The organism is Amycolatopsis sp. NPDC051371 (genome assembly GCF_040682155.1).
Classification (GTDB): Bacteria; Actinomycetota; Actinomycetes; order Mycobacteriales; family Pseudonocardiaceae; genus Amycolatopsis.
Window position 1 is genome coordinate 42,937 of sequence record NZ_JBFBAG010000022.1, and the last position, 16,926, is coordinate 59,862.

At 71.9% G+C, this 16,926-nt stretch carries 19 protein-coding genes; 11 read left to right on the top strand and 8 right to left on the bottom strand.

The genetic code is table 11. From position 1 onward, the window contains the following. Positions 1–90: 90 nt before the first annotated feature. From AB0M59_RS25935 to AB0M59_RS25960, 6 genes are read left to right on the top strand one after another with little or no spacing between them, the layout of a single operon-like run. The gene (locus AB0M59_RS25935) at positions 91–939 is read left to right on the top strand and encodes an STAS domain-containing protein (RefSeq protein ID WP_364619499.1); all 849 of its coding nucleotides are present in this window, start codon (positions 91–93) and stop codon (positions 937–939) included. Further along, entirely contained in the window at positions 939–1,304 is a 366-nt protein-coding gene (locus AB0M59_RS25940; RefSeq protein WP_364619501.1) for an STAS domain-containing protein, read from the top strand. Before AB0M59_RS25935 ends, AB0M59_RS25940 begins: the two co-directional genes overlap by 1 nt. Further along, positions 1,301–1,711: an ATP-binding protein gene (locus tag AB0M59_RS25945; RefSeq protein ID WP_364619504.1), complete on the top strand. Its 411-nt coding sequence runs from the start codon at positions 1,301–1,303 to the stop codon at positions 1,709–1,711. Before AB0M59_RS25940 ends, AB0M59_RS25945 begins: the two co-directional genes overlap by 4 nt. Beyond that, positions 1,699–2,733: an ATP-binding SpoIIE family protein phosphatase gene (locus AB0M59_RS25950; RefSeq protein WP_364619505.1), complete on the top strand. Its 1,035-nt coding sequence runs from the start codon at positions 1,699–1,701 to the stop codon at positions 2,731–2,733. The genes AB0M59_RS25945 and AB0M59_RS25950 overlap by 13 nt, the downstream gene beginning before the upstream one ends. Further along, positions 2,730–4,475 carry an ATP-binding protein gene (locus tag AB0M59_RS25955; protein WP_364619508.1) on the top strand — a complete coding sequence of 582 codons (1,746 nt, stop codon included), beginning with the start codon at positions 2,730–2,732 and terminating at the stop codon, positions 4,473–4,475. The genes AB0M59_RS25950 and AB0M59_RS25955 overlap by 4 nt, the downstream gene beginning before the upstream one ends. Position 4,476: 1 nt before the next feature. Beyond that, positions 4,477–6,027: a fused response regulator/phosphatase gene (locus AB0M59_RS25960; RefSeq protein ID WP_364619511.1), complete on the top strand. Its 1,551-nt coding sequence runs from the start codon at positions 4,477–4,479 to the stop codon at positions 6,025–6,027. A 12-nt stretch (positions 6,028–6,039) separates the two neighbouring features. On the opposite strand, the gene AB0M59_RS25965 is transcribed toward AB0M59_RS25960, so the two are convergent. The 4 genes from AB0M59_RS25965 to AB0M59_RS25980 all read right to left on the bottom strand — a co-directional run bounded on the left by AB0M59_RS25965 (position 6,040) and on the right by AB0M59_RS25980 (position 10,457). Continuing rightward, a complete protein-coding gene (locus AB0M59_RS25965; RefSeq protein ID WP_364619514.1) occupies positions 6,040–7,404 on the bottom strand; it encodes an NAD-dependent succinate-semialdehyde dehydrogenase in 1,365 nt (454 codons plus the stop codon). Positions 7,405–7,469: 65 nt separating this feature from the next. Next, positions 7,470–7,823, bottom strand: coding sequence for an STAS domain-containing protein (locus tag AB0M59_RS25970; protein ID WP_364619516.1), 354 nt, complete (start codon positions 7,821–7,823; stop codon positions 7,470–7,472). A 147-nt stretch (positions 7,824–7,970) separates the two neighbouring features. After that, positions 7,971–9,212 carry a cytochrome P450 gene (locus AB0M59_RS25975; RefSeq protein WP_364619518.1) on the bottom strand — a complete coding sequence of 414 codons (1,242 nt, stop codon included), beginning with the start codon at positions 9,210–9,212 and terminating at the stop codon, positions 7,971–7,973. Positions 9,213–9,347: 135 nt separating this feature from the next. After that, complete coding sequence (locus tag AB0M59_RS25980) at positions 9,348–10,457, bottom strand: FAD-dependent monooxygenase (protein ID WP_364619520.1); 1,110 nt, start codon at positions 10,455–10,457, stop codon at positions 9,348–9,350. 67 nt (positions 10,458–10,524) lie between these two features. On the opposite strand from AB0M59_RS25980, the gene AB0M59_RS25985 reads away from it, so the two are divergent. Continuing rightward, entirely contained in the window at positions 10,525–11,205 is a 681-nt protein-coding gene (locus AB0M59_RS25985; protein WP_364619522.1) for a TetR/AcrR family transcriptional regulator C-terminal domain-containing protein, read from the top strand. Between the two features lie 180 nt (positions 11,206–11,385). Here the strand turns inward: AB0M59_RS25985 and AB0M59_RS25990 are convergent, their stop codons facing one another. Both AB0M59_RS25990 and AB0M59_RS25995 read right to left on the bottom strand, forming a co-directional pair. Then, complete coding sequence (locus AB0M59_RS25990; protein WP_364619524.1) at positions 11,386–11,685, bottom strand: EthD family reductase; 300 nt, start codon at positions 11,683–11,685, stop codon at positions 11,386–11,388. Between the two features lie 75 nt (positions 11,686–11,760). Beyond that, positions 11,761–12,138: a helix-turn-helix domain-containing protein gene (locus AB0M59_RS25995; RefSeq protein ID WP_364619527.1), complete on the bottom strand. Its 378-nt coding sequence runs from the start codon at positions 12,136–12,138 to the stop codon at positions 11,761–11,763. A 98-nt stretch (positions 12,139–12,236) separates the two neighbouring features. Between AB0M59_RS25995 and AB0M59_RS26000 the strand changes: the two genes are divergently transcribed. Then, positions 12,237–13,088 (top strand): alpha/beta fold hydrolase, encoded by an 852-nt coding sequence (locus AB0M59_RS26000; RefSeq protein ID WP_364619529.1) that lies wholly within the window; start codon positions 12,237–12,239, stop codon positions 13,086–13,088. On the opposite strand, the gene AB0M59_RS26005 is transcribed toward AB0M59_RS26000, so the two are convergent. Beyond that, positions 13,069–13,701, bottom strand: a complete 633-nt coding sequence (locus tag AB0M59_RS26005) for a dihydrofolate reductase family protein (protein WP_364619531.1) — start codon at positions 13,699–13,701, stop codon at positions 13,069–13,071. The genes AB0M59_RS26000 and AB0M59_RS26005 overlap by 20 nt on opposite strands. Positions 13,702–13,797: 96 nt before the next feature. Here AB0M59_RS26005 and AB0M59_RS26010 point away from each other — a divergent pair, with 96 nt between their 5' ends. Genes AB0M59_RS26010 through AB0M59_RS26020 form a run of 3 tightly spaced genes read left to right on the top strand, consistent with a single transcriptional unit; the run spans position 13,798 to position 15,708 of the window. Further along, positions 13,798–14,679, top strand: coding sequence for a LysR family transcriptional regulator (locus AB0M59_RS26010; RefSeq protein ID WP_364619533.1), 882 nt, complete (start codon positions 13,798–13,800; stop codon positions 14,677–14,679). 1 nt (position 14,680) lies between these two features. Then, positions 14,681–15,154, top strand: coding sequence for a spore photoproduct lyase family protein (locus tag AB0M59_RS26015; protein WP_364619535.1), 474 nt, complete (start codon positions 14,681–14,683; stop codon positions 15,152–15,154). Beyond that, entirely contained in the window at positions 15,094–15,708 is a 615-nt protein-coding gene (locus AB0M59_RS26020; RefSeq protein ID WP_364619849.1) for a spore photoproduct lyase family protein, read from the top strand. The genes AB0M59_RS26015 and AB0M59_RS26020 overlap by 61 nt, the downstream gene beginning before the upstream one ends. A gap of 4 nt (positions 15,709–15,712) precedes the next feature. Here the strand turns inward: AB0M59_RS26020 and AB0M59_RS26025 are convergent, their stop codons facing one another. Further along, positions 15,713–16,759: a DUF2235 domain-containing protein gene (locus AB0M59_RS26025; RefSeq protein ID WP_364619537.1), complete on the bottom strand. Its 1,047-nt coding sequence runs from the start codon at positions 16,757–16,759 to the stop codon at positions 15,713–15,715. Positions 16,760–16,926 lie beyond the last annotated feature (167 nt).

Genomic DNA, 16,926 nt, shown 5'->3' on the forward strand with positions numbered 1-16,926 from the left:
GGGATCGGCCCGCGCGGACCGGGAACCCGGGGCCGGCGGGCCGCCAGGCTAAAGTTCGCGAACGTACCGCGAAGACGAGGAGGGCTCTGGATGACTTCAGGTCAGGGGCAGCTGTCGGATTTGCTGCGCGAACACCGCGACGGCCTGATCGCACGCTGGGCCGACCTGGCCGGCGACGGCCTCCGCGGGCGCATCACGACCACGGAGCTGCAGCGCGACCTGGGCGAGCTGTTCAGCACCCTGCTCCCGGTCGCGGACGGGTCCGCCGCCGGTCTCGACGGTGACCAGCACCGCGAGCTCCGGGCGTTCCTGGCCGACCTCTCCCGCAACCGGGCGCGGCAGGGCTTCAGCCCCGCCGAAACCGCGTCCAGCGTCTTCGCGCTGAAGCAGGCCGTCTTCGAACTCACCGAAGGCAACGAAGACCCGGCGGTGTTCCGCCGGCTCATGACCTTCTCCGGACTGCTCGACGGGCTGGGGCTTTGGACCTTCGAGACGTACGCGGCCGCGCGTGAAGAGATCATCCGGGAGCAGTCCGAGCAGCTGCTCGAGCTGACCACGCCGGTCGTCAAGCTGTGGGAAGGCGTCATCGCCGTGCCCCTGGTCGGCACCCTGGACTCCGCGCGCACCCAGGTCGTGATGGAGAAGCTGCTCGAGAGCCTGGTCGAGACGAGCTCCCAGCACGCGATCATCGACATCACCGGCGTCCTCGCCGTCGACACGCAGGTCGCGCAGCACCTGCTCAAGACCGTCGTCGCGGCGCGGCTGATGGGCGCCGAATGCACCATCTCGGGCATCCGCCCCCAGATCGCCCAGACGATCGTCGCGCTCGGGATCGAGTTCGGCGACATCACGACCAAGGCGACGCTCGCCGACGCCCTGCGCCACGCCCTCCGCTTCGAAGGCGTGGAAGTCGTGCGAGGCGAGCGGAGGCCCGCCTGATGGAGCGGATCCCGATTCTCAAGATCGGCGACGTCCTGCTGGTCTCGATCCAGATCGACCTGGAAGACCAGAGCGTCCTCACGCTGCAGGAAGACCTCGCGGAGCAGATCAGCTCGACCGGCGCGTCCGGGGTGGTGATCGACATCTCCGCGGTGGAGATCGTCGACTCCTTCATCGGCCGGATGTTCGCGACGATCGCGTCGCTGTCGCGGCTGTTCGACGCCGACACCGTGGTGGTCGGCATGCGGCCGGCCGTCGCGATCACGCTCGTCGAGCTCGGCCTGACGCTCGGCGGCGTCCGGACGGCGCTGAACCTGGACAAGGGCATGGAGATCCTGAGCGGTCTCCGGGCGGCCCGGAGATGACCTCTGCCGGCGTGGTGGCGGAGATCCCCATCGTCACGGACTCCGACGTCGTCCGCGTCCGCCAGGCCGTCCGGTCCCTCGCCCTGCAGATCAAGCTCTCGCTCGTCGACCAGACCAAGCTCGTCACTGCGACCAGCGAGCTCGCCCGCAACACCCTCGTCTACGGCCTCGGCGGCCTCGCCCGCATCGAGGTCGTCGGCGACGGCCGCCGCACCGGCGTCAAGGCCGTCTTCCACGACGACGGTCCCGGCATCCCCGACACCGACCTCGCGCTGGCCGACGGCTGGAGCAGCGGCAAGGGCCTCGGCCTCGGCCTGAGCGGGGCCCGCCGGCTCGTGGACGAGTTCGCCCTGGACACCGAGGTGGGCCGGGGCACCGAAGTGACCGTGGTCAAGTGGTCGCGGTGACCGTCGCGGACTGCCTGCCGGTGACCGAGGACGTCGCCTGGGTGGCCGTCGACGATCCCACGGCCGCCGGCCGGGCGCGCCGGATCGCCACCGGCCTGGCCGACCGGCTGGGGTTCACGGAGAAGCGGACCGCCGAGCTCGGCATCGTCGTCACGGAGCTGGCCACCAACCTGGACCGCCACGCGCGGCAGGGCACGCTCCTGGTCCGCTCGATCCGCGCGACCACCCACGCCGCGGTGGAGGTCGTCGCCACTGACCGCGGCCCCGGCATCGGCGATCCGGCCGCGGCGATCGAGGACGGCCACTCCACCACGGGCACCCTCGGGGTCGGGCTCGGCGCGGTGCACCGGCTCTCCGACGCGGTGACGGTGTTCTCCGAGCCGGGCCGCGGCACGGTCGTCACCGCCCGGTTCCAGCCGGCGGACGCGAACCTGCCCGACGCCGACGCCGCCGGGATGACCCGGCCGATCACCGGCGAAGAGGTCTGCGGTGACGCCTACGCCGTGATGCGCGTGGACGGACGCCTGCGGCTGATGATGTGCGACGGCTCCGGGCACGGCCCGCTGGCGGTCAGCGCGGCGCGGGAAGCCGTCCGGGTTTTCTGCGAGCGACCGGCCGGAGAACCGCCGGAACAGGTGATCGCCGCGATCCACACCGCGCTGCGAAGCAGCCGGGGCGGTGCCGTCGCCGTCGCCGACCTGGCACCGGCCGAAGGGCGGGTCCGCTTCGCCGGCCTGGGCAACATCGCTGCCTCCGTCGTCTTGGACGACCGGAAGCAGGGCATGATCTCGGTGCCCGGGATCGCGGGCTACCAGGCCCGGACGATCCGCGCCTTCGACCACGAGCTGCCCGCCGGCGCCGCCGTCGTGCTGCACAGTGACGGGCTCACCGAGAAGTGGCGCCCCGCGCAGGGGAACGCCCTGTTCCGCAGCACCCCGCTCGTGATCGCCGCCGCCCTGCTGCGCGACGCCGGCGTCCGCAACGACGACGCGAGCGTCCTCGTCGGCAAGCCGCGGCCATGACGACCGGGCGCCGCGCGAACGAGCTCCTGCGGATGACCCTGTCCGCCGAATCCGGCGTCTTCGCGATGCGGCAGTACGGCCGGGAAGCGGCCCAGGCGATCGGCCTCGACCCGCAGGACCAGGTCCGCGTGGCCACCGCGCTCAGCGACGTCGGCCGCGACCTCGTGCGCAGCGGCACCGAGGCGACGGTCAGCTTCGCGCTGACCTCGACGTCGGCCCGCCGGCTGGCGATCGAGATCACCTGGCAGGGGCCGCCCGCCGGCGACATCCTCGACGTCAGCCGCGACACTGTGGTCCGGCTGATGGACGAGGTCACCACCACCCACGAGGCCGGTCGCGGCACCATGACCATGACGAAGGGCACGACGGCAGGTTCAGCGCCCGTGATAATTTCTCTCGAAACCCTGCGTGAACGGCTCGCCCGAGGCAGAGCCGCCGGCCCGCTCGACGAGCTGCGCGCCCAGAACCAGGAGCTGCTCACCGCGCTCGACGACCTCGAAAGCAAGCGGCAGGAGCTGCTGCGGCTCAACGAGGAGCTCGAAGAGACCAACCAGGGCGTCGTCGCGCTGTACAAGGAACTCTCCGAAGAGCTCGAAGAGACCAACCGCGGTGTGGTGGCGCTCTACGCCGAGATCAACGAGAAGACGACACAGCTGGCGGCGGTCGACGAAGCCAAGACGCGCTTCTGGTCGAACATCAGCCACGAGCTCCGCTCGCCGGTGAACTCGATCGTCGGCCTCGCCCGCATGCTCGGCGCCGGGGGATCTTCCCCGCTCTCCGACGACCAGCAACGCCAGGTCCGGCTGATCAACGACTCCGGGGAAACCCTGCTCGCGCTCGTCAACGAGCTGCTCGACACCGCCAAGGCCGAATCCGGCCGGCTGGTCCCCCAGCCGGCCCCGATCGACGTCCGCGCCGTGCTCCTGCACCTGCAGGGCGTCCTGCGGTCGACCTTGCCGGCCGGCGTCGACCTCCACATCGACGACACCGACGCCGGCACGCTCGTCACCGACGAGACCATGCTCGTGCGCATTCTCCGCAACCTGCTCTCCAACGCCATCAAGTTCACCGAACGCGGCTCGGTGCGAGTGGCCGTGACCGCGGACGACGAGCACATCCGCTTCACCGTCGCCGACACCGGCATCGGCATCCCGGCCGAACAGCTCGACCGCGTCTTCGAAGAGTTCCACCAGGTCCGGAACAAGCTGCAGACGAAGACCTCCGGCACCGGGCTGGGCCTGTCCTACGCCCGGAAGCTGGCCGAGATCCTCGGCGGCGAACTGGACCTGACCAGCGAGGTCGGCCGGGGCACCACCGCGGAGCTGCGGCTGCCCGCCCGGCCGCACGGCGGCGACATCACCGCGCTCGGCAGCGTGCTCGTCGTCGACGACGACCCGGTGTTCCGCGACGAGTTCACCCGCCGGATCGCCGAGCTCTCCCCCGAGGTCCGGGTGGCCGGCGACGGCCGGGAAGCGCTGGAAACGCTGTCCGGGTTCCGCCCGGACGTGGTCTTCCTCGACCTGGCCATGGCCGGCATGAACGGCCGGGAGGTCCTCGGCGTGCTCCGCGCGAAACCGGAGCTGTGCGACCTGCCCGTCGTCGTGGTCACCTCGGCCGTCCCCGGCGGGCTCGACCTCACCGCGGCCGGGCTGCGCGCGGCCCTGCTCCTCAAGTCGCAGATCTCCGCCGAAACCGTCAGGCTCGCGGTCGGAGAAGCGTTCGCAGTAGTGCGGAGGACGTGAAATGCCGGACCCGGCCGCGACCATCCTGATCGTCGACGACATGGAAGCCAGCCGCTACCTGGCCGGCAGCCGGCTGCGCCGCCACGGCTACCGCGTCGTCGAGGCCGCCACCGGCGGTGCCGGCCTCGAAGCGGTCGCCGAGCACCGGCCGGACCTCGTCCTGCTCGACGTCAACCTGCCCGACATCAGCGGGATCGAGGTCTGCGAGCGGATCAAGGCGGACCCGGCGACCTCGGCCATCCCGGTGATCCACATGTCCGCCACCGCCATCGAGCTCGACGACCGGACCCACGGGCTCAACCGCGGCGCCGACGGCTACCTCGTCGAACCGGTGGACCCGGCCGAGCTGGTCGCGGTGGTCGAATCCGCGCTGCGCTACCACCGCGCCCGCGCCTTGGCCGAACTGCTGGCCCGCCGGCTCACGAAGCTGACCGAAGCGACGCTCGCCATCAACTCCGCGACGACGTTCGACGGCTTCCTCGCCGCGGTCGCCGCGGGCGCGGCGGCGATCTTCGCGGCCCCGGCGACCGCGCTGGCGACGACGCAGCAGGGCTCGGTGCGCACCGCCAGCGCCGCCGACGACCACCGGGAGTCCACCGGCACCGAGCCGGCCGTGCTCGACAACCTGACCGCGTCGCTGCTGCAACCCCACCTGCGCACCGCCGTCAGCGCCGGGCACGAACTCGCGTGGCGCCCCGGGCGCAGTTCCACGATCCTGCTGGCCCGGGCGCGCCCCGGCGCCGACGTCGTGTGCGTCGCGGTCGACGACGCGGTGGCGGCCACCGACCAGGACCGGGACGTCCTGATCCAGCTCGGTCAGGTGAGCGCTTTGGCCGCCGATGCCCTGCGCACCCTGTCGCGGGAGCGCGACCTGGCCGTCGCGCTGCAGCGGAGCCTCCTGCCGCGCCGGCTCCCGAGCAGCCGGGAGCTGCCGATGGCGGCCCGCTACCTCCCGGCGTCCAGCCACACCGAGATCGGCGGCGACTTCTACGAGGTGACCGAGCTCGACGGGCGCCTGCTCATCGCGGTGGGCGACGTCTCGGGCCACTCGCTCCAGGCCGCCCTGGTGATGGGCGAGGTGCGGCACGCGCTGCGCGCCTACGCCGTCGAAGGGCATGGCCTGGTGGAGATCCTCGACCGCCTCGACGCCGTGGTGAGCCGGTTCCACCCCGACGGCCTCACGACCGCGTGCCTCATGCTCCTGGACCCCGCGACCGGGTCGACGGAGGTGGCCTGCGCCGGCCACATCCCGCCGCTGCTGGCCGACGCCACCGGAACGCGCTACCTGGAAATCCGCGGACCACTGCTGGGCGTCGGGCTGCCCCGCCCCGCGTCGACGAAGATCGACCTGCCGGTCGGCACCCTCGCGCTCCTGATCACCGACGGGCTCATCGAGCGCTCCGACACGGACCTCGACGCCGGGATGGCCGCCCTCGCCGCGGCCGTCGCGCACGACGCCGATCTCGAAGCGCTGTGCGACAAGCTCCTCGACGAGTTCGGCCGCGACGCCCAGGACGACATCGCCCTCCTGGCCTTCCGGCGCGAGGCCTGAAAGGGCGCCCGCTCAGGAGATCCAGACCGTCTTGGCGTTGACGAAGCTGCGCTGGCCGAACGTCGCTAGCTCGCGGCCGTAGCCGGAGTTCTTCGTGCCCCCGAAGGGCACCTCGGGCGTGGACTGGGTGAACTCGTTGATGTACATCATCCCGGTCTCGACCTCGGTCACGAACCGTTCCTGCTCGGCCGGGTCGGTGGTCCACGCGCTGCCGCCGAGCCCGAACGGGGAGTCGTTGGCGAGGCGGATCGCGTCGTCGAGGTCCGCGGCGCGCCAGACCAGCGCCACCGGCCCGAAGAACTCTTCGTGCTGGCCGGGCGACCCGTCGGGGATGTCGGTCAGCACGGTCGGCGGGTAATAGCTGCCGGGACCGTCGAGGGGCTTGCCGCCGGTCAGCAGCCGGGCACCGGCCTCGACGGTGTCGCTCACCTGCTTGTGGAGCGTCTCGACGGCGTCGGGTGAGGACAGCGGGCCGAGGTCGGTGTCGTCCTGCATCGGGTCGCCGACGGTCAGCGCCGCCATCCGCTCGGTGAGCCGGCGCGTGAACTCCTCGGCGACGTCGGCGTGGACGATGAACCGCTTGGCGTTGATGCAGGACTGGCCGTTGTTGAGCGTCCGGGAGCTCACGCCGGCGTCGACCGCCTTGCCGAGATCGGCCGAGGGCATGACGATGAACGCGTCGCTGCCGCCGAGCTCCAGCACGCTCGTCTTGACGTTCCGTCCGGCGGCCGCGCCGACCTCGCGGCCGGCGGGTTCGCTGCCGGTCAGCGTCACCGCGCGGATCCGTTCGTCGCCGATCAGGTCTTCGATCGCCGACGACGGCACGAGCAGGGTCTGGAACACACCTTCGGGGAAGCCGGCGCGGCGCAGGACGTCCTCGATCGCCAAGGCCACCTGCGGGACGTTGGACGCGTGCTTGAGCAGGCCGGTGTTGCCGGCCATCAGCGCCGGCGCGGCGAACCGGAAGACCTGCCAGTACGGGAAGTTCCACGGCATGACGGCCAGAACCGGTCCGAGCGGCTCGTAGCGGGTGAAGACGCGCGCGCCCCGGACCGGCCACGGCTCGTCGGCGAGCATGTCCGCCCCGCGGTCGGCGTACCACCGGCACCCGGCGGCGGACTTCTTGACTTCGGCGATCGCCGAGGCGTGGGTCTTCCCCATCTCGAGCGTCGCGAGGCGGCCCAGCTCGCCGGCTTCGTCCTCGAGGATGTCCGCGGCCCGGCGCAGCAGCCCGGCTCGTTCGGCGAACGACGTCTTCCGGTAGCCGGCGAACGCTTCCGCCGCCAGCCTGACCTTCTCCTCGATCCGGTCGGGGGTGAGCGGGTCGAACTCCCGGACCCGCTCTCCCGTCGCCGGGTTCACCGTCGCGATGGCCACCGGACACTCCATCCGTCGTCGAAAGCGCTTCCGCATCGGCGTACCCGGCTGGGAGATCGGGAAACTCAGGCCTGGTGGTCGGTGAGAAGGGGGACCGCCGCCAGCCAGGCCAGCGCCTCGCCGGCGTCCCGGTGCACCGGGAGGACCAGGTCCAGCCCGAGCAGGCCGATCGGCCGCAGCAGGGCCCGGTTGCGACCGGCGACCGCGAACGGCACCCGGTGCAGGACGGCGTCGGCCGTGGTGTCCACCAGGACCGTCAGCACCCGCGCCGCGCAGAACGTCACGGCCGAGGCGTCGACCACCAGCGCGGGCGGTCGCCGCCGGACTTCACGGTCCAGCAGCGCCACGAGGTCGTCGAGGACGGAAACATCGAGCTCACCCGCTGCCGCGACGATCGTCGCTTCGGTGGTCGTGATCACTTCAAAGGAGCCGGAAGCCGTGGGAGGTCGCGGTGGCGGAACCACGGGTGGCGCCTCCTCCACGGAAAACCGGGCGGCCGAACCGCCGCTCGCCCACCGTACACGGACGACCCGCGGCGCATGATCGGCGCGGGCGGGGTCGTCAGGTCACCGGCTCTTCCCCACGCCGAGCAGGGCCGGGATGGCGGTGTGGCCGTTGGACAGGAAGGACGGGACGGTCGTCAGCTCCGCCGGGTCCACGGCCAGCCGGAGCTCGGGGAACCGGGCGAAGAGCGCGGGCAGCGCGATGGCGGCTTCGAGCCGGGCCAGCGGTGCGCCCATGCAGAAGTGCACGCCGTGCCCGAAAGCCAGGTGCTGCTTGTCTTCGCGGGACAGGTCGAACTCGTCGGCCGTGGCGCCGTGCTCGGCCGGGTCGCGGCCTGCCCCCGCGTAGGCCGCGAGGATCGCTTCCCCCTTGCCGATGATCGTGCCGTCGTCCAGGGCGATGTCCTCGACCGCGTACCGCAACGGCAAGTACGGGACAGGTGCCTGCCAGCGCAGCGTTTCCTCGATGACCGCGGCCCACGTGTGGTCCCCGCGCAGGACGCCGGCGAGCTGCGCGGGATGGGTCAGCAGCGCGGTGATCGCGTGGTCGAGCAGGTTGACGGTGGTTTCGTGGCCCGCGGTGAGCATGAGGATAAGGGTGTCGACCAGCTCGTCCGCGTCGAGCCGGGTGGCGTCTTCGGCCCGCGCGGTGATCAGGGCGCTCGTGAGGTCGTCGCCGGGGTTCGCGGTCTTGTCGGCGACCAGGCCGCGCATGAGCTCGTACAGCTCGAGCGCGTTCGCCTGCGCCTGTTCGGCGGTGACGGTGGTGTCGAAGATGGTGTCCACGACCGAGCGCATCGCGGACCGGCGGTCGGCAGGCACGCCGAAGAGCCGGCAGATCACTTCGACCGGCAGCAGGTAGGCGAACTCCTCGCGCAGGTCGACCGGCTTTCCGTCCGCGCCCGAGCGCTCGAGCCGGTCGAGCAGCTCGGCGGTGATCTGGTCGATGTCCGGCCGCATGGCCTCCACCTGGCGCACGGTGAAAGCCTTGGACACCAACGCCCGCAGCCTCCGGTGGTCCGCGCCGTAGGTGGTGAACATGTTGCGGACCGACACCCAGATCAGCAGGGGCCAGTCTTCGCCGATCCGCCCTTCGCGCCAGGCGGTCCAGTGCGCCCGGGGATCCTTCGACACGCGGGGGTCGGTGAGGAGCTTGCGCAGGGTGGCCGCGTCCGCGACCGCCCACGCCGGGACACCGCCGGGAAGCTCCACGAGTCCGGCCGAGCCCTCGGCACGCAGGAGCCGGCCTTCTCCGTGCACGTCCTGGCCGTTCACGTCGAGCCGCAAGACGTTGCCGCTGGTCATCTGACTTTCCTTCCACAGCCGGGCCGGCCCACCCGAACCGTAGGCCGTCCTTCCGGTTTTACCAGCAGCACAGCCGAATCCGTCACGGCGACGTAAGAATGAGGACCGCGAATAGGGGTGCCCCCTGCCGGCAGCTCAGCCCGGCTGGAAGAACGCGAGCAGCCTCCGGGCGGCGTCCGGCGACATCAGCAGTTCCTTCATGTCCGCGGACTTCCGGGCGACCGCGGCGGTGCGTTCGAACATTTCGCTTTCGTACTCCGCGACGGCGGCGGGGAAGTCGTCCGGGTGCGCGGCCAGCGCGAGACCGAGCAGGGCGCCGTCGAGCAGGGCCATGTTGGCGCCCTCGCCCACCGCCGGCATCAGGTGCGCGGCGTCGCCGAGCACCGTGACGTCCGGCCTCGACGGCCAGGTCAGCCCGACCGGAAGGGTGAAGAACGGCCGCGCCACGACCGTGTCGTCGCAGGCCGCGATCAGCGCGGTGATCCGCGGGTGCCAGCCGGGGAGCAGCTCGATCAGCCGCGCCCGGGCGGCGGCCGGGTCGTCGAACGGGATCCCGCTGGTGGCGATCCAGTCCTCGCCGGTGTGGTAGAAGCTGAGACCGATGCGGACGCGGCCGTCGCCGTTGCGCTGCGCCGCAAGGGACTTCCCGTCGCCGAGCACCCAGTAGTTGCCGCGCCCGACCATCGCCGCGAGATCGGGGTGCGTGCGGTCGATGTCGGGAATGCCGACCTCGACGGCGTTCTGGCCGATGTGCACCGGGCGGGCGTCGGTGACCAGCGCGCGGACCCGGGACTGCGCGCCGTCCGCGCCGACCAGCAGGTCGTACTCCGCGCTGCTGCCATCGGCGAAGTGCACCTGGCCGTCGCCTGCGGATTCGAACGCGTGCCCCCAGCGCACCACGTCTTCGGGGAGGGAGTCCAGCAGCAGGTCGCGCAGATCGGCGCGGTCGACCTCGGGCCGGTCGAGCGGGGCGTCGTCGGGCGTGTCCTCCTGCAGCAGCAGGGTGCCGTCCGGCTCGAGCAGGCGCATGTCCTGGCCTTCCCCGCGGGCGATCGCGTGGAATCCCTCGAGCAGGCCGGCCTCGCGCAGCGCCCGCTGCCCCGAGTGGATGTCGAGCATGCCGCCCTGGCCGCGCGCGTCAGGTGCGGACTCCCGCTCGTACACGACGGCGTCGATGCCCTTCACGTGCAGCACCCGGGCGAGAGCCAGGCCGCCCGGCCCGGCTCCGATGATGGCGATCTTCATGGCGACCCTTCGATACACTGTATTGGCAAATACACTGTATCGAAAGATGCGATGTATTGTCACCGGCATGGTGGTGTGGGAACGGCCGGAGCCGCCGGATCGACCGGTGCCGGCCCCGCTGAGCAGGGAGCGGATCGTCCGGACGGCGATCGGGCTGGCCGACGCGAGCGGCCTGGAAGCGGTGTCGCTGCGCAAGGTCGCCGCGGCCTTGGACGTCGGGCCGATGCGGCTGTACGGCTACATCGCCACCAAGGACGAGCTGCTCGACCTGATGGTCGACGCGGTCTACGCCGAGATCCGGCCGGCCGGCGACGACTGGCGGGAGGCCCTGACCTCCGTCGCCGAACTGACCCGGCGCGCCGCGCACCGGCACGAGTGGCTCGCCGACCTCATCGGCGGGCGGCCCCAGCTCGGACCGAACGCGCTGGCCAGGGGCGAGGCCGTGCTGGCGGCACTGGGTGGCGTGGATCTGGACCTGGTCATGCCGGTGGTCAGCGCGGTCGACGCGTACGTGATCGGCACGGTGCGCCGCGAGATCGCCGAGCGGCGCGCCGAGCGAGCCTCCGGAATGGACCAGCGGCAGTGGCAGGAGGCCTACGGACCCTACCTGGTGCGGATGTTCGAGACCGGCCGGTTCCCCGCGCTGGAGACGGTCATCCGCGACGCCGCCCACCTGGACGCCGACCAGACCTTCCGGACCGGCCTCGGCTTCCTCCTCGACGGCATCGGCGCCGGCATCCGGAGCTGACTCGGCGGGCGAAGGCGTCGAGGCTCGGCAGCTCGCCGACCTCGCCGTCGGCCGTCGCCTCCGCGGCTGTGGCCGCATCCCCGGCCCGCAGGCCCGAAGCCGCCGGCGCTACGGCGTCCACAGTGGACTCCGCCAGCCGTTGATCAGCGGTTGGCGACGCCGGCGGTCATCCCGCCGGACTCAGCTGAGCGGGTAGTGGATCATCTCCACGCCGCCACTGGCGTAGTTCGGCACGTCCGCGGCCACGGCCTTGCCCGCCTCGGAGCCCAGCGCCGACGCCATCGCCTCCGCCGACTCGAAGTCCGCGTGGAAGACGGCGAAGTACTTCTGCTTCCCCGCGAGCGAGGCCACGTCGAACGAGTACTGCGACCGCACCAGCCCGGGCAGCTTCGCCGCCAGTGGGAGGTGGGTGCTGACGTAGTAGTCCCGGAAGTGGGCCTCGTCGGCGGGCGGCGGGTAGAGGACGGTGAGCCGGTGCATGGGGTTCCCTTCGGCGGCGGTCTCCCCCAGCCTGGCACACCACTGCTCGCCGGCATGATCGATGCCCCCCGGGTTTCACTCCCGGGCGGCGTGGGCCCGGTCGATCGCCGGCATGTGCTCCTCGGCCCAGGTGCGCAGGGCAGCGAGCGGCACCTCGAGCGAACGCCCCAGGTCGGTGAGGCGGTAGTGGACCTTCGGCGGCACCGTCGGCTCGACCCGGCGCGCCACCAGGCCGTCGCGCGTGAGGCTCTGCAGCGTCACGGACAACATCTTCTGCGACACCCCCGGCATCCGCCGTTGCAGCTCCGCGAACCGCACCTCGGCCGGCCCGGCGTCGGCCAGCACCTTCACCGCCATCGACGTCCACTTCGTGCCGATCCGATCGAGCAGCCGGCGGGTCGGGCACGCGGGGTCGAAGAGGTCGCCGCGCGCGCCCTTCGGCGAGGGGGTCACCTGGAGCTCACCACCTGTCGGGAAAGTGCCGTCTTGGCCGGGCCACGGTCGTTACCTACCGTTAGCCACTAACCAATGGTAACCGTCCAGGAGGCAGTGTGCGCGAACACCGGATCACCGCGAACGGCATCGACGTCAACGTCGCCATCGGCGGCGAAGGACCCGCGCTCCTGCTCCTGCACGGGTTCCCGCACACCTGGCGCGTCTGGAGCGCGGTCCTCCCGCACCTGACCCCGCACCACCGCGTCATCGCCCCTGACCTGCGTGGCCTCGGCGGGACCACCCGCGCCGACGGCGGGTACGACGCCGGCACCCTCGCCGCCGACGCCGAAGCCCTCCTCGACGCCCTCGGCGAACCGGCGGCGACGGTCGCCGGCATCGACGCGGGCACCCCGCCCGCGTTCCTCCTCGCCCGGCGCCGGCCCGAGCGGGTCCACCGGCTCGTCCTCATGGAGTCCCTGCTCGGCCGCCTCCCCGGCGCGGAGGACTTCCTCGCCGGCGGGCCGCCGTGGTGGTTCGGGTTCCACGCCGTCCCGGGCCTCGCCGAGACGGTCCTGACCGGGCACGAGGCCGAGTACATCGGCTGGTTCCTCGACGCCGCCACCCGAGGAGGCATGCCGCCCGAGCTCCGGGACCACTTCGTCGCCGCCTACACCGGCCGCGACGCGCTGCGGTGCGCGTTCGCCCACTACCGGGCCATGCCCGAGAGCGCACGGCAGATCGCGGAGGCCGTCGCGACCGGCCGGCTCACCGTGCCCACGGTGGCGATCGGCGCCCACCCCGTTGGGCGACACCCTCGCGCGCCAGCTGCGCCCGGTGGCCGACGTGCTCGAGTCCCACGTGCTCGACGACTGTGGCCACATCATCCCGGTGGACCGCCCCGACGCCCTCGTGCCGCTGCTGGCCTCCGCCCGCTGAGCCGATCCCGGCTCAGGCGGCGGTGCGGGTGAAGGTCACGTGCGTGACGCCGCTCGGGGACGACGTCGCCTCGACCTGGAAGTCCTTCTCGAGCCCCTCCAGCCCGTCCCACAGCCGCACGCCCCGGCCGAGCAGGATCGGCACGACCACGACGTGCAGGTGGTCGACCAGCCCGGCGGCGAGGAACTCGCGGATCGTCGTGGGACCGCCGCCGAGACGGATGTCCTTGCCCTGCGCGGCTTCGCGGGCCACGTCGAGTGCCTCGGCGGGGGACGCGTCGAGGAAGTGGAACGTCGTGCCCCCCTCCATTTCGATCGGCGGCCGCGTGTGGTGGGTGAGGACGAAGACCGGCGTGTGGAACGGCGGATTGGCGCCCCACGCGCCTTTCCACTCCGGGTCCTCGTGCCACCCGGGGTGGCCGAACTTGCCGGCGCCCATGATCTCGGCGCCGATCCCCGGGTCGTGCTGCCGGATGAAGGCGTCGTCGACGCCGCCGCTGCCGCCGGTCTGCCACCACCGGGTGGTGAACATCCATTCGTGCAGCCGGTCCCCGGCGTGCCCGAAGTGGGCGTCGGCGGACTGCCCCTCGCCGGTGCCGTAACCGTCGAGGGAAATGGCGAAGCTGTGGACTCGGACGAGTGTCATGGTTTCCGCTCCTTGTTCGGTGCCACTGAGCCTGCAATGGATCGACTCATCCGTCCAATGTCAATGTTCATGCCGTTTCATAGATAGAGTCGATGCATGCTGGACGTCACCAGACTCCGCGTCATCGACGCGCTCGCGCGGTCCGGCTCGGTCACCGCGGCGGCGAAGGAACTGCACTACACGCAGCCCACGGTCAGCCACCACCTCGCCCGGCTCGAGGCCGAGACCGGCGCGCAGCTGCTGCAGCGGGCCGGGCGCGGGGTCCGGCTCACGCCGGCCGGGCAGCTGCTGGCCTCCCGTGCCGCCGAAATCCTGGGGCGGATCGACGCCGCCGACGCCGAGCTGTCCGCCCACGTCGGGCTGAGCGCCGGCCGGGTGCGCGTGGCCAGCTTCTCGTCGGTGATCGGCTCGCTCATCCCGCGGGCGGTGGCCACGCTGACGGCGGAGCACCCCGGGCTGCGGATCGGCCTCACCGACACGGAACCACCCGAAGCGCTGGAACTGCTGCGCACCGGCAAGATCGACGTCGCGATCATCTTCCGCTACGACGACACCGAGCCCGAACCGCCGGACGTCCGCCTGCACCCCCTGCTCGACGATCCGCTGTACCTGCTGTCCACCAGCCCCGGGCAGACGCTGTCCAGCCTGCGCGACGCCACCTGGATCGCCGGCTGCGACCGCTGCCGCGTCCACCTGCTGTCGCTGTGCGCCGCGGCGGGGTTCGAGCCCCGGATCGGCTACACCTCCGACGACATGGTCGTCATGCAGGCGCTGGTCGTCGCCGGGCTGGGCGTGACGACCAGCCCCGGGCTGGCCCTGCGCGCCCACCGCGCCGAGGGCATCGAGGCGACCGAGCTGCCCGGATCGCGCCAGCACATCTACGCGGCGACCTACGGCGAACCACCCGACCCGCCAGCCACCACCGCCCTCCTCGCCGCGCTGGCCGGAGCCGCGGCGTCCGTGCGGGTAGAATCTTGAAGTGGACGGCGTGAGCGTGGAAGCCGAGCGGGAAAGGCTGCTCGCGCCCTCACGCATCTACGTCGAACCCGCCGCCGCCGAGCTGCCGCGAGGCCGTCAGGTGCTGGCCCGTTTCCCCGACGCGACCCGGGTCGAGATCGACAGCCACTGGCAGATCCCCGAGCTGCACGGCGACGAGACCAACGTCCGGCGCTGGGTCCGCATCAAACGCGAAGCTCTCGTCCTGGGGGTCAAGAAGTCGCTGACCGCGCGCCCCAACGGACGTTCGGCCGACTTCATCGCACCGTCCACGTCGAACGGCTGCGCGATGGCGCGAACATCGAGCGGATCATCGGCTACCTGTCCCGCCACATCGGCCGGCAGGGCGTCAAGCCGGAGCCCAACCAGTGTGATCCCGAGGCGTGGGTCTACGACATCGGCGAGAACTCGGACTGCTCCGTCGACGCCCTCGTCAGCGACAACGTCGCGGACCTGATCGACCTGTTCGCCGGGCAACCCACGGCGAAAGCCTCGTTCGCGACCAAGTACGTGAACCGCGGCCTGCTCGACCTGTCCCCGCGCGGCCGCACGCGGGTCCGGTTCTCGCTGATGCCCGCGCGGGCGGCCAAGCTGCTGGACCTGCGCACCAGCCCGATCCCCGACCGGCTCCGGGCCCTGGACGACTTCGTCGAAGCGGGGTACGAGGTGCACGTCAACCTCAGCCCCGTCGTCGTCTACCCGGGCTGGCTGGAGGACTGGACCCAGCTGCTGAAGGACCTCGGGGACGCCACCGGCGAGGCCACGAAGTCCCAGCTGGCCGCCGAGGTCATCATGCTGACGCACAACCGCGCGCTGCACGAGGTCAACCTCGGCTGGCACCCGAAGGCCGAGCAGGTGCTGTGGCGCCCCGACCTCCAGGAGACCAAACGCAGCGAGGGCGGCGGCATCAACGTCCGCTACCGGGCCGGGCACAAGCGCGCGTTGCTCGACGAGCTCCTCGACCTCATCGCCGTCCACGCGCCGTACCTGCGCGTGCGCTACGCCTTCTGACGGCTCACACCGTCGTGATCTTCGGGCTGCCTTCGAGGTAGGCCGCGAGGTTCGCGGGCGAGTACGCCATGGCCTGGTGCCGGTCGCGCGCGCTGGACGCCAGGGACTCCGACGGCCCGTCCGCCGTGCCGATCGGGCGGTCGGCCGAGCCGAAGAGCCGGAAGAACCCGTTGAGGGACTTGTGCAACTCCCCCTCCGCGTTCGCGTCGGCCAGGTCGCCGAAGGCGCCCGGGTCGAAGTGGAGACCGCACCGCTCGGCCCGGTTCGCCAGCCACCGCAGGGCGATGTCCGACAAGTCGTGCTCCTGGTACCCGCCCCCGACGTCGGAATGCGCGCCGGAGAACCAGACCTGCTCCCGCTCCTGGTTCCGCTCCGCGCGTTTGGGCGAGGGCTGCCAGACGGCCGGCACGTAGGACTTGCGGTGCTCGTCCACCGCCAGCGCCTGGAAGGCCGACTGCACGGTCGAACTGAGCGTCATGTCGTGGAACTGCCAGCGCCGGTTGACCAGGTGGAGCAGCCGGCCGCCGCTCAGCGGGATGCCCAGCGCACCGACCGTGTCCCAGACGCCGATGAACCGGACGGGCGTCACGTCCGCGTGGGCGTGCTCCGCGCGGAACCGGACGGCCGCGGGCATGTCCGGCCCGGTCGCCGAGTCCCGGTTCCGGTAGAGCCGGTACGCCTCGCCGACCAGGCCGGCGTGCTCGGCGCGCAGGATGCCGCAGTTGCGGATGAGGCCGACCGTGCTGCGCGCGGTGTAGGCGCCGCGGCTGAACCCGAAGAAGAACAGCTCATCGCCGGGCGCGTAGTTCTCGACGACGAACTTGTAGGCATCGCGCACGTTGGCCGACAGCCCCCAGCCGAACGCCCCACCGGCGAGGTGCCCCACCAACGGCAGTCCGGCGCCGACCCCCTTGAGGTAGCAGGTCAGCTGGCGCACGCCGTCCGCGGCCTCGCCGGGCACGGCGTCCCACACCTTCGAGACGTTCGTCCGAGCCGGCTGCTTCAGGGAGTTCCACGTCCCGTCGCAGCAGATCACCAGTCGTTTCTTCACAGAGCCTCCCCGCGCGCCGGACACGCGTGAGTCGCAACCGGACGGTCGCCCGTTACGCCGGGGACGAGGTTTCCGGGTCGGCGGGTTTTTGGTGATTGTCCGGCCGGCCACTCGGACTTGGCTTGGGTTCGCGCTGGCCGCTCTTCCCGGCAGGTCCGCCCGCGTGA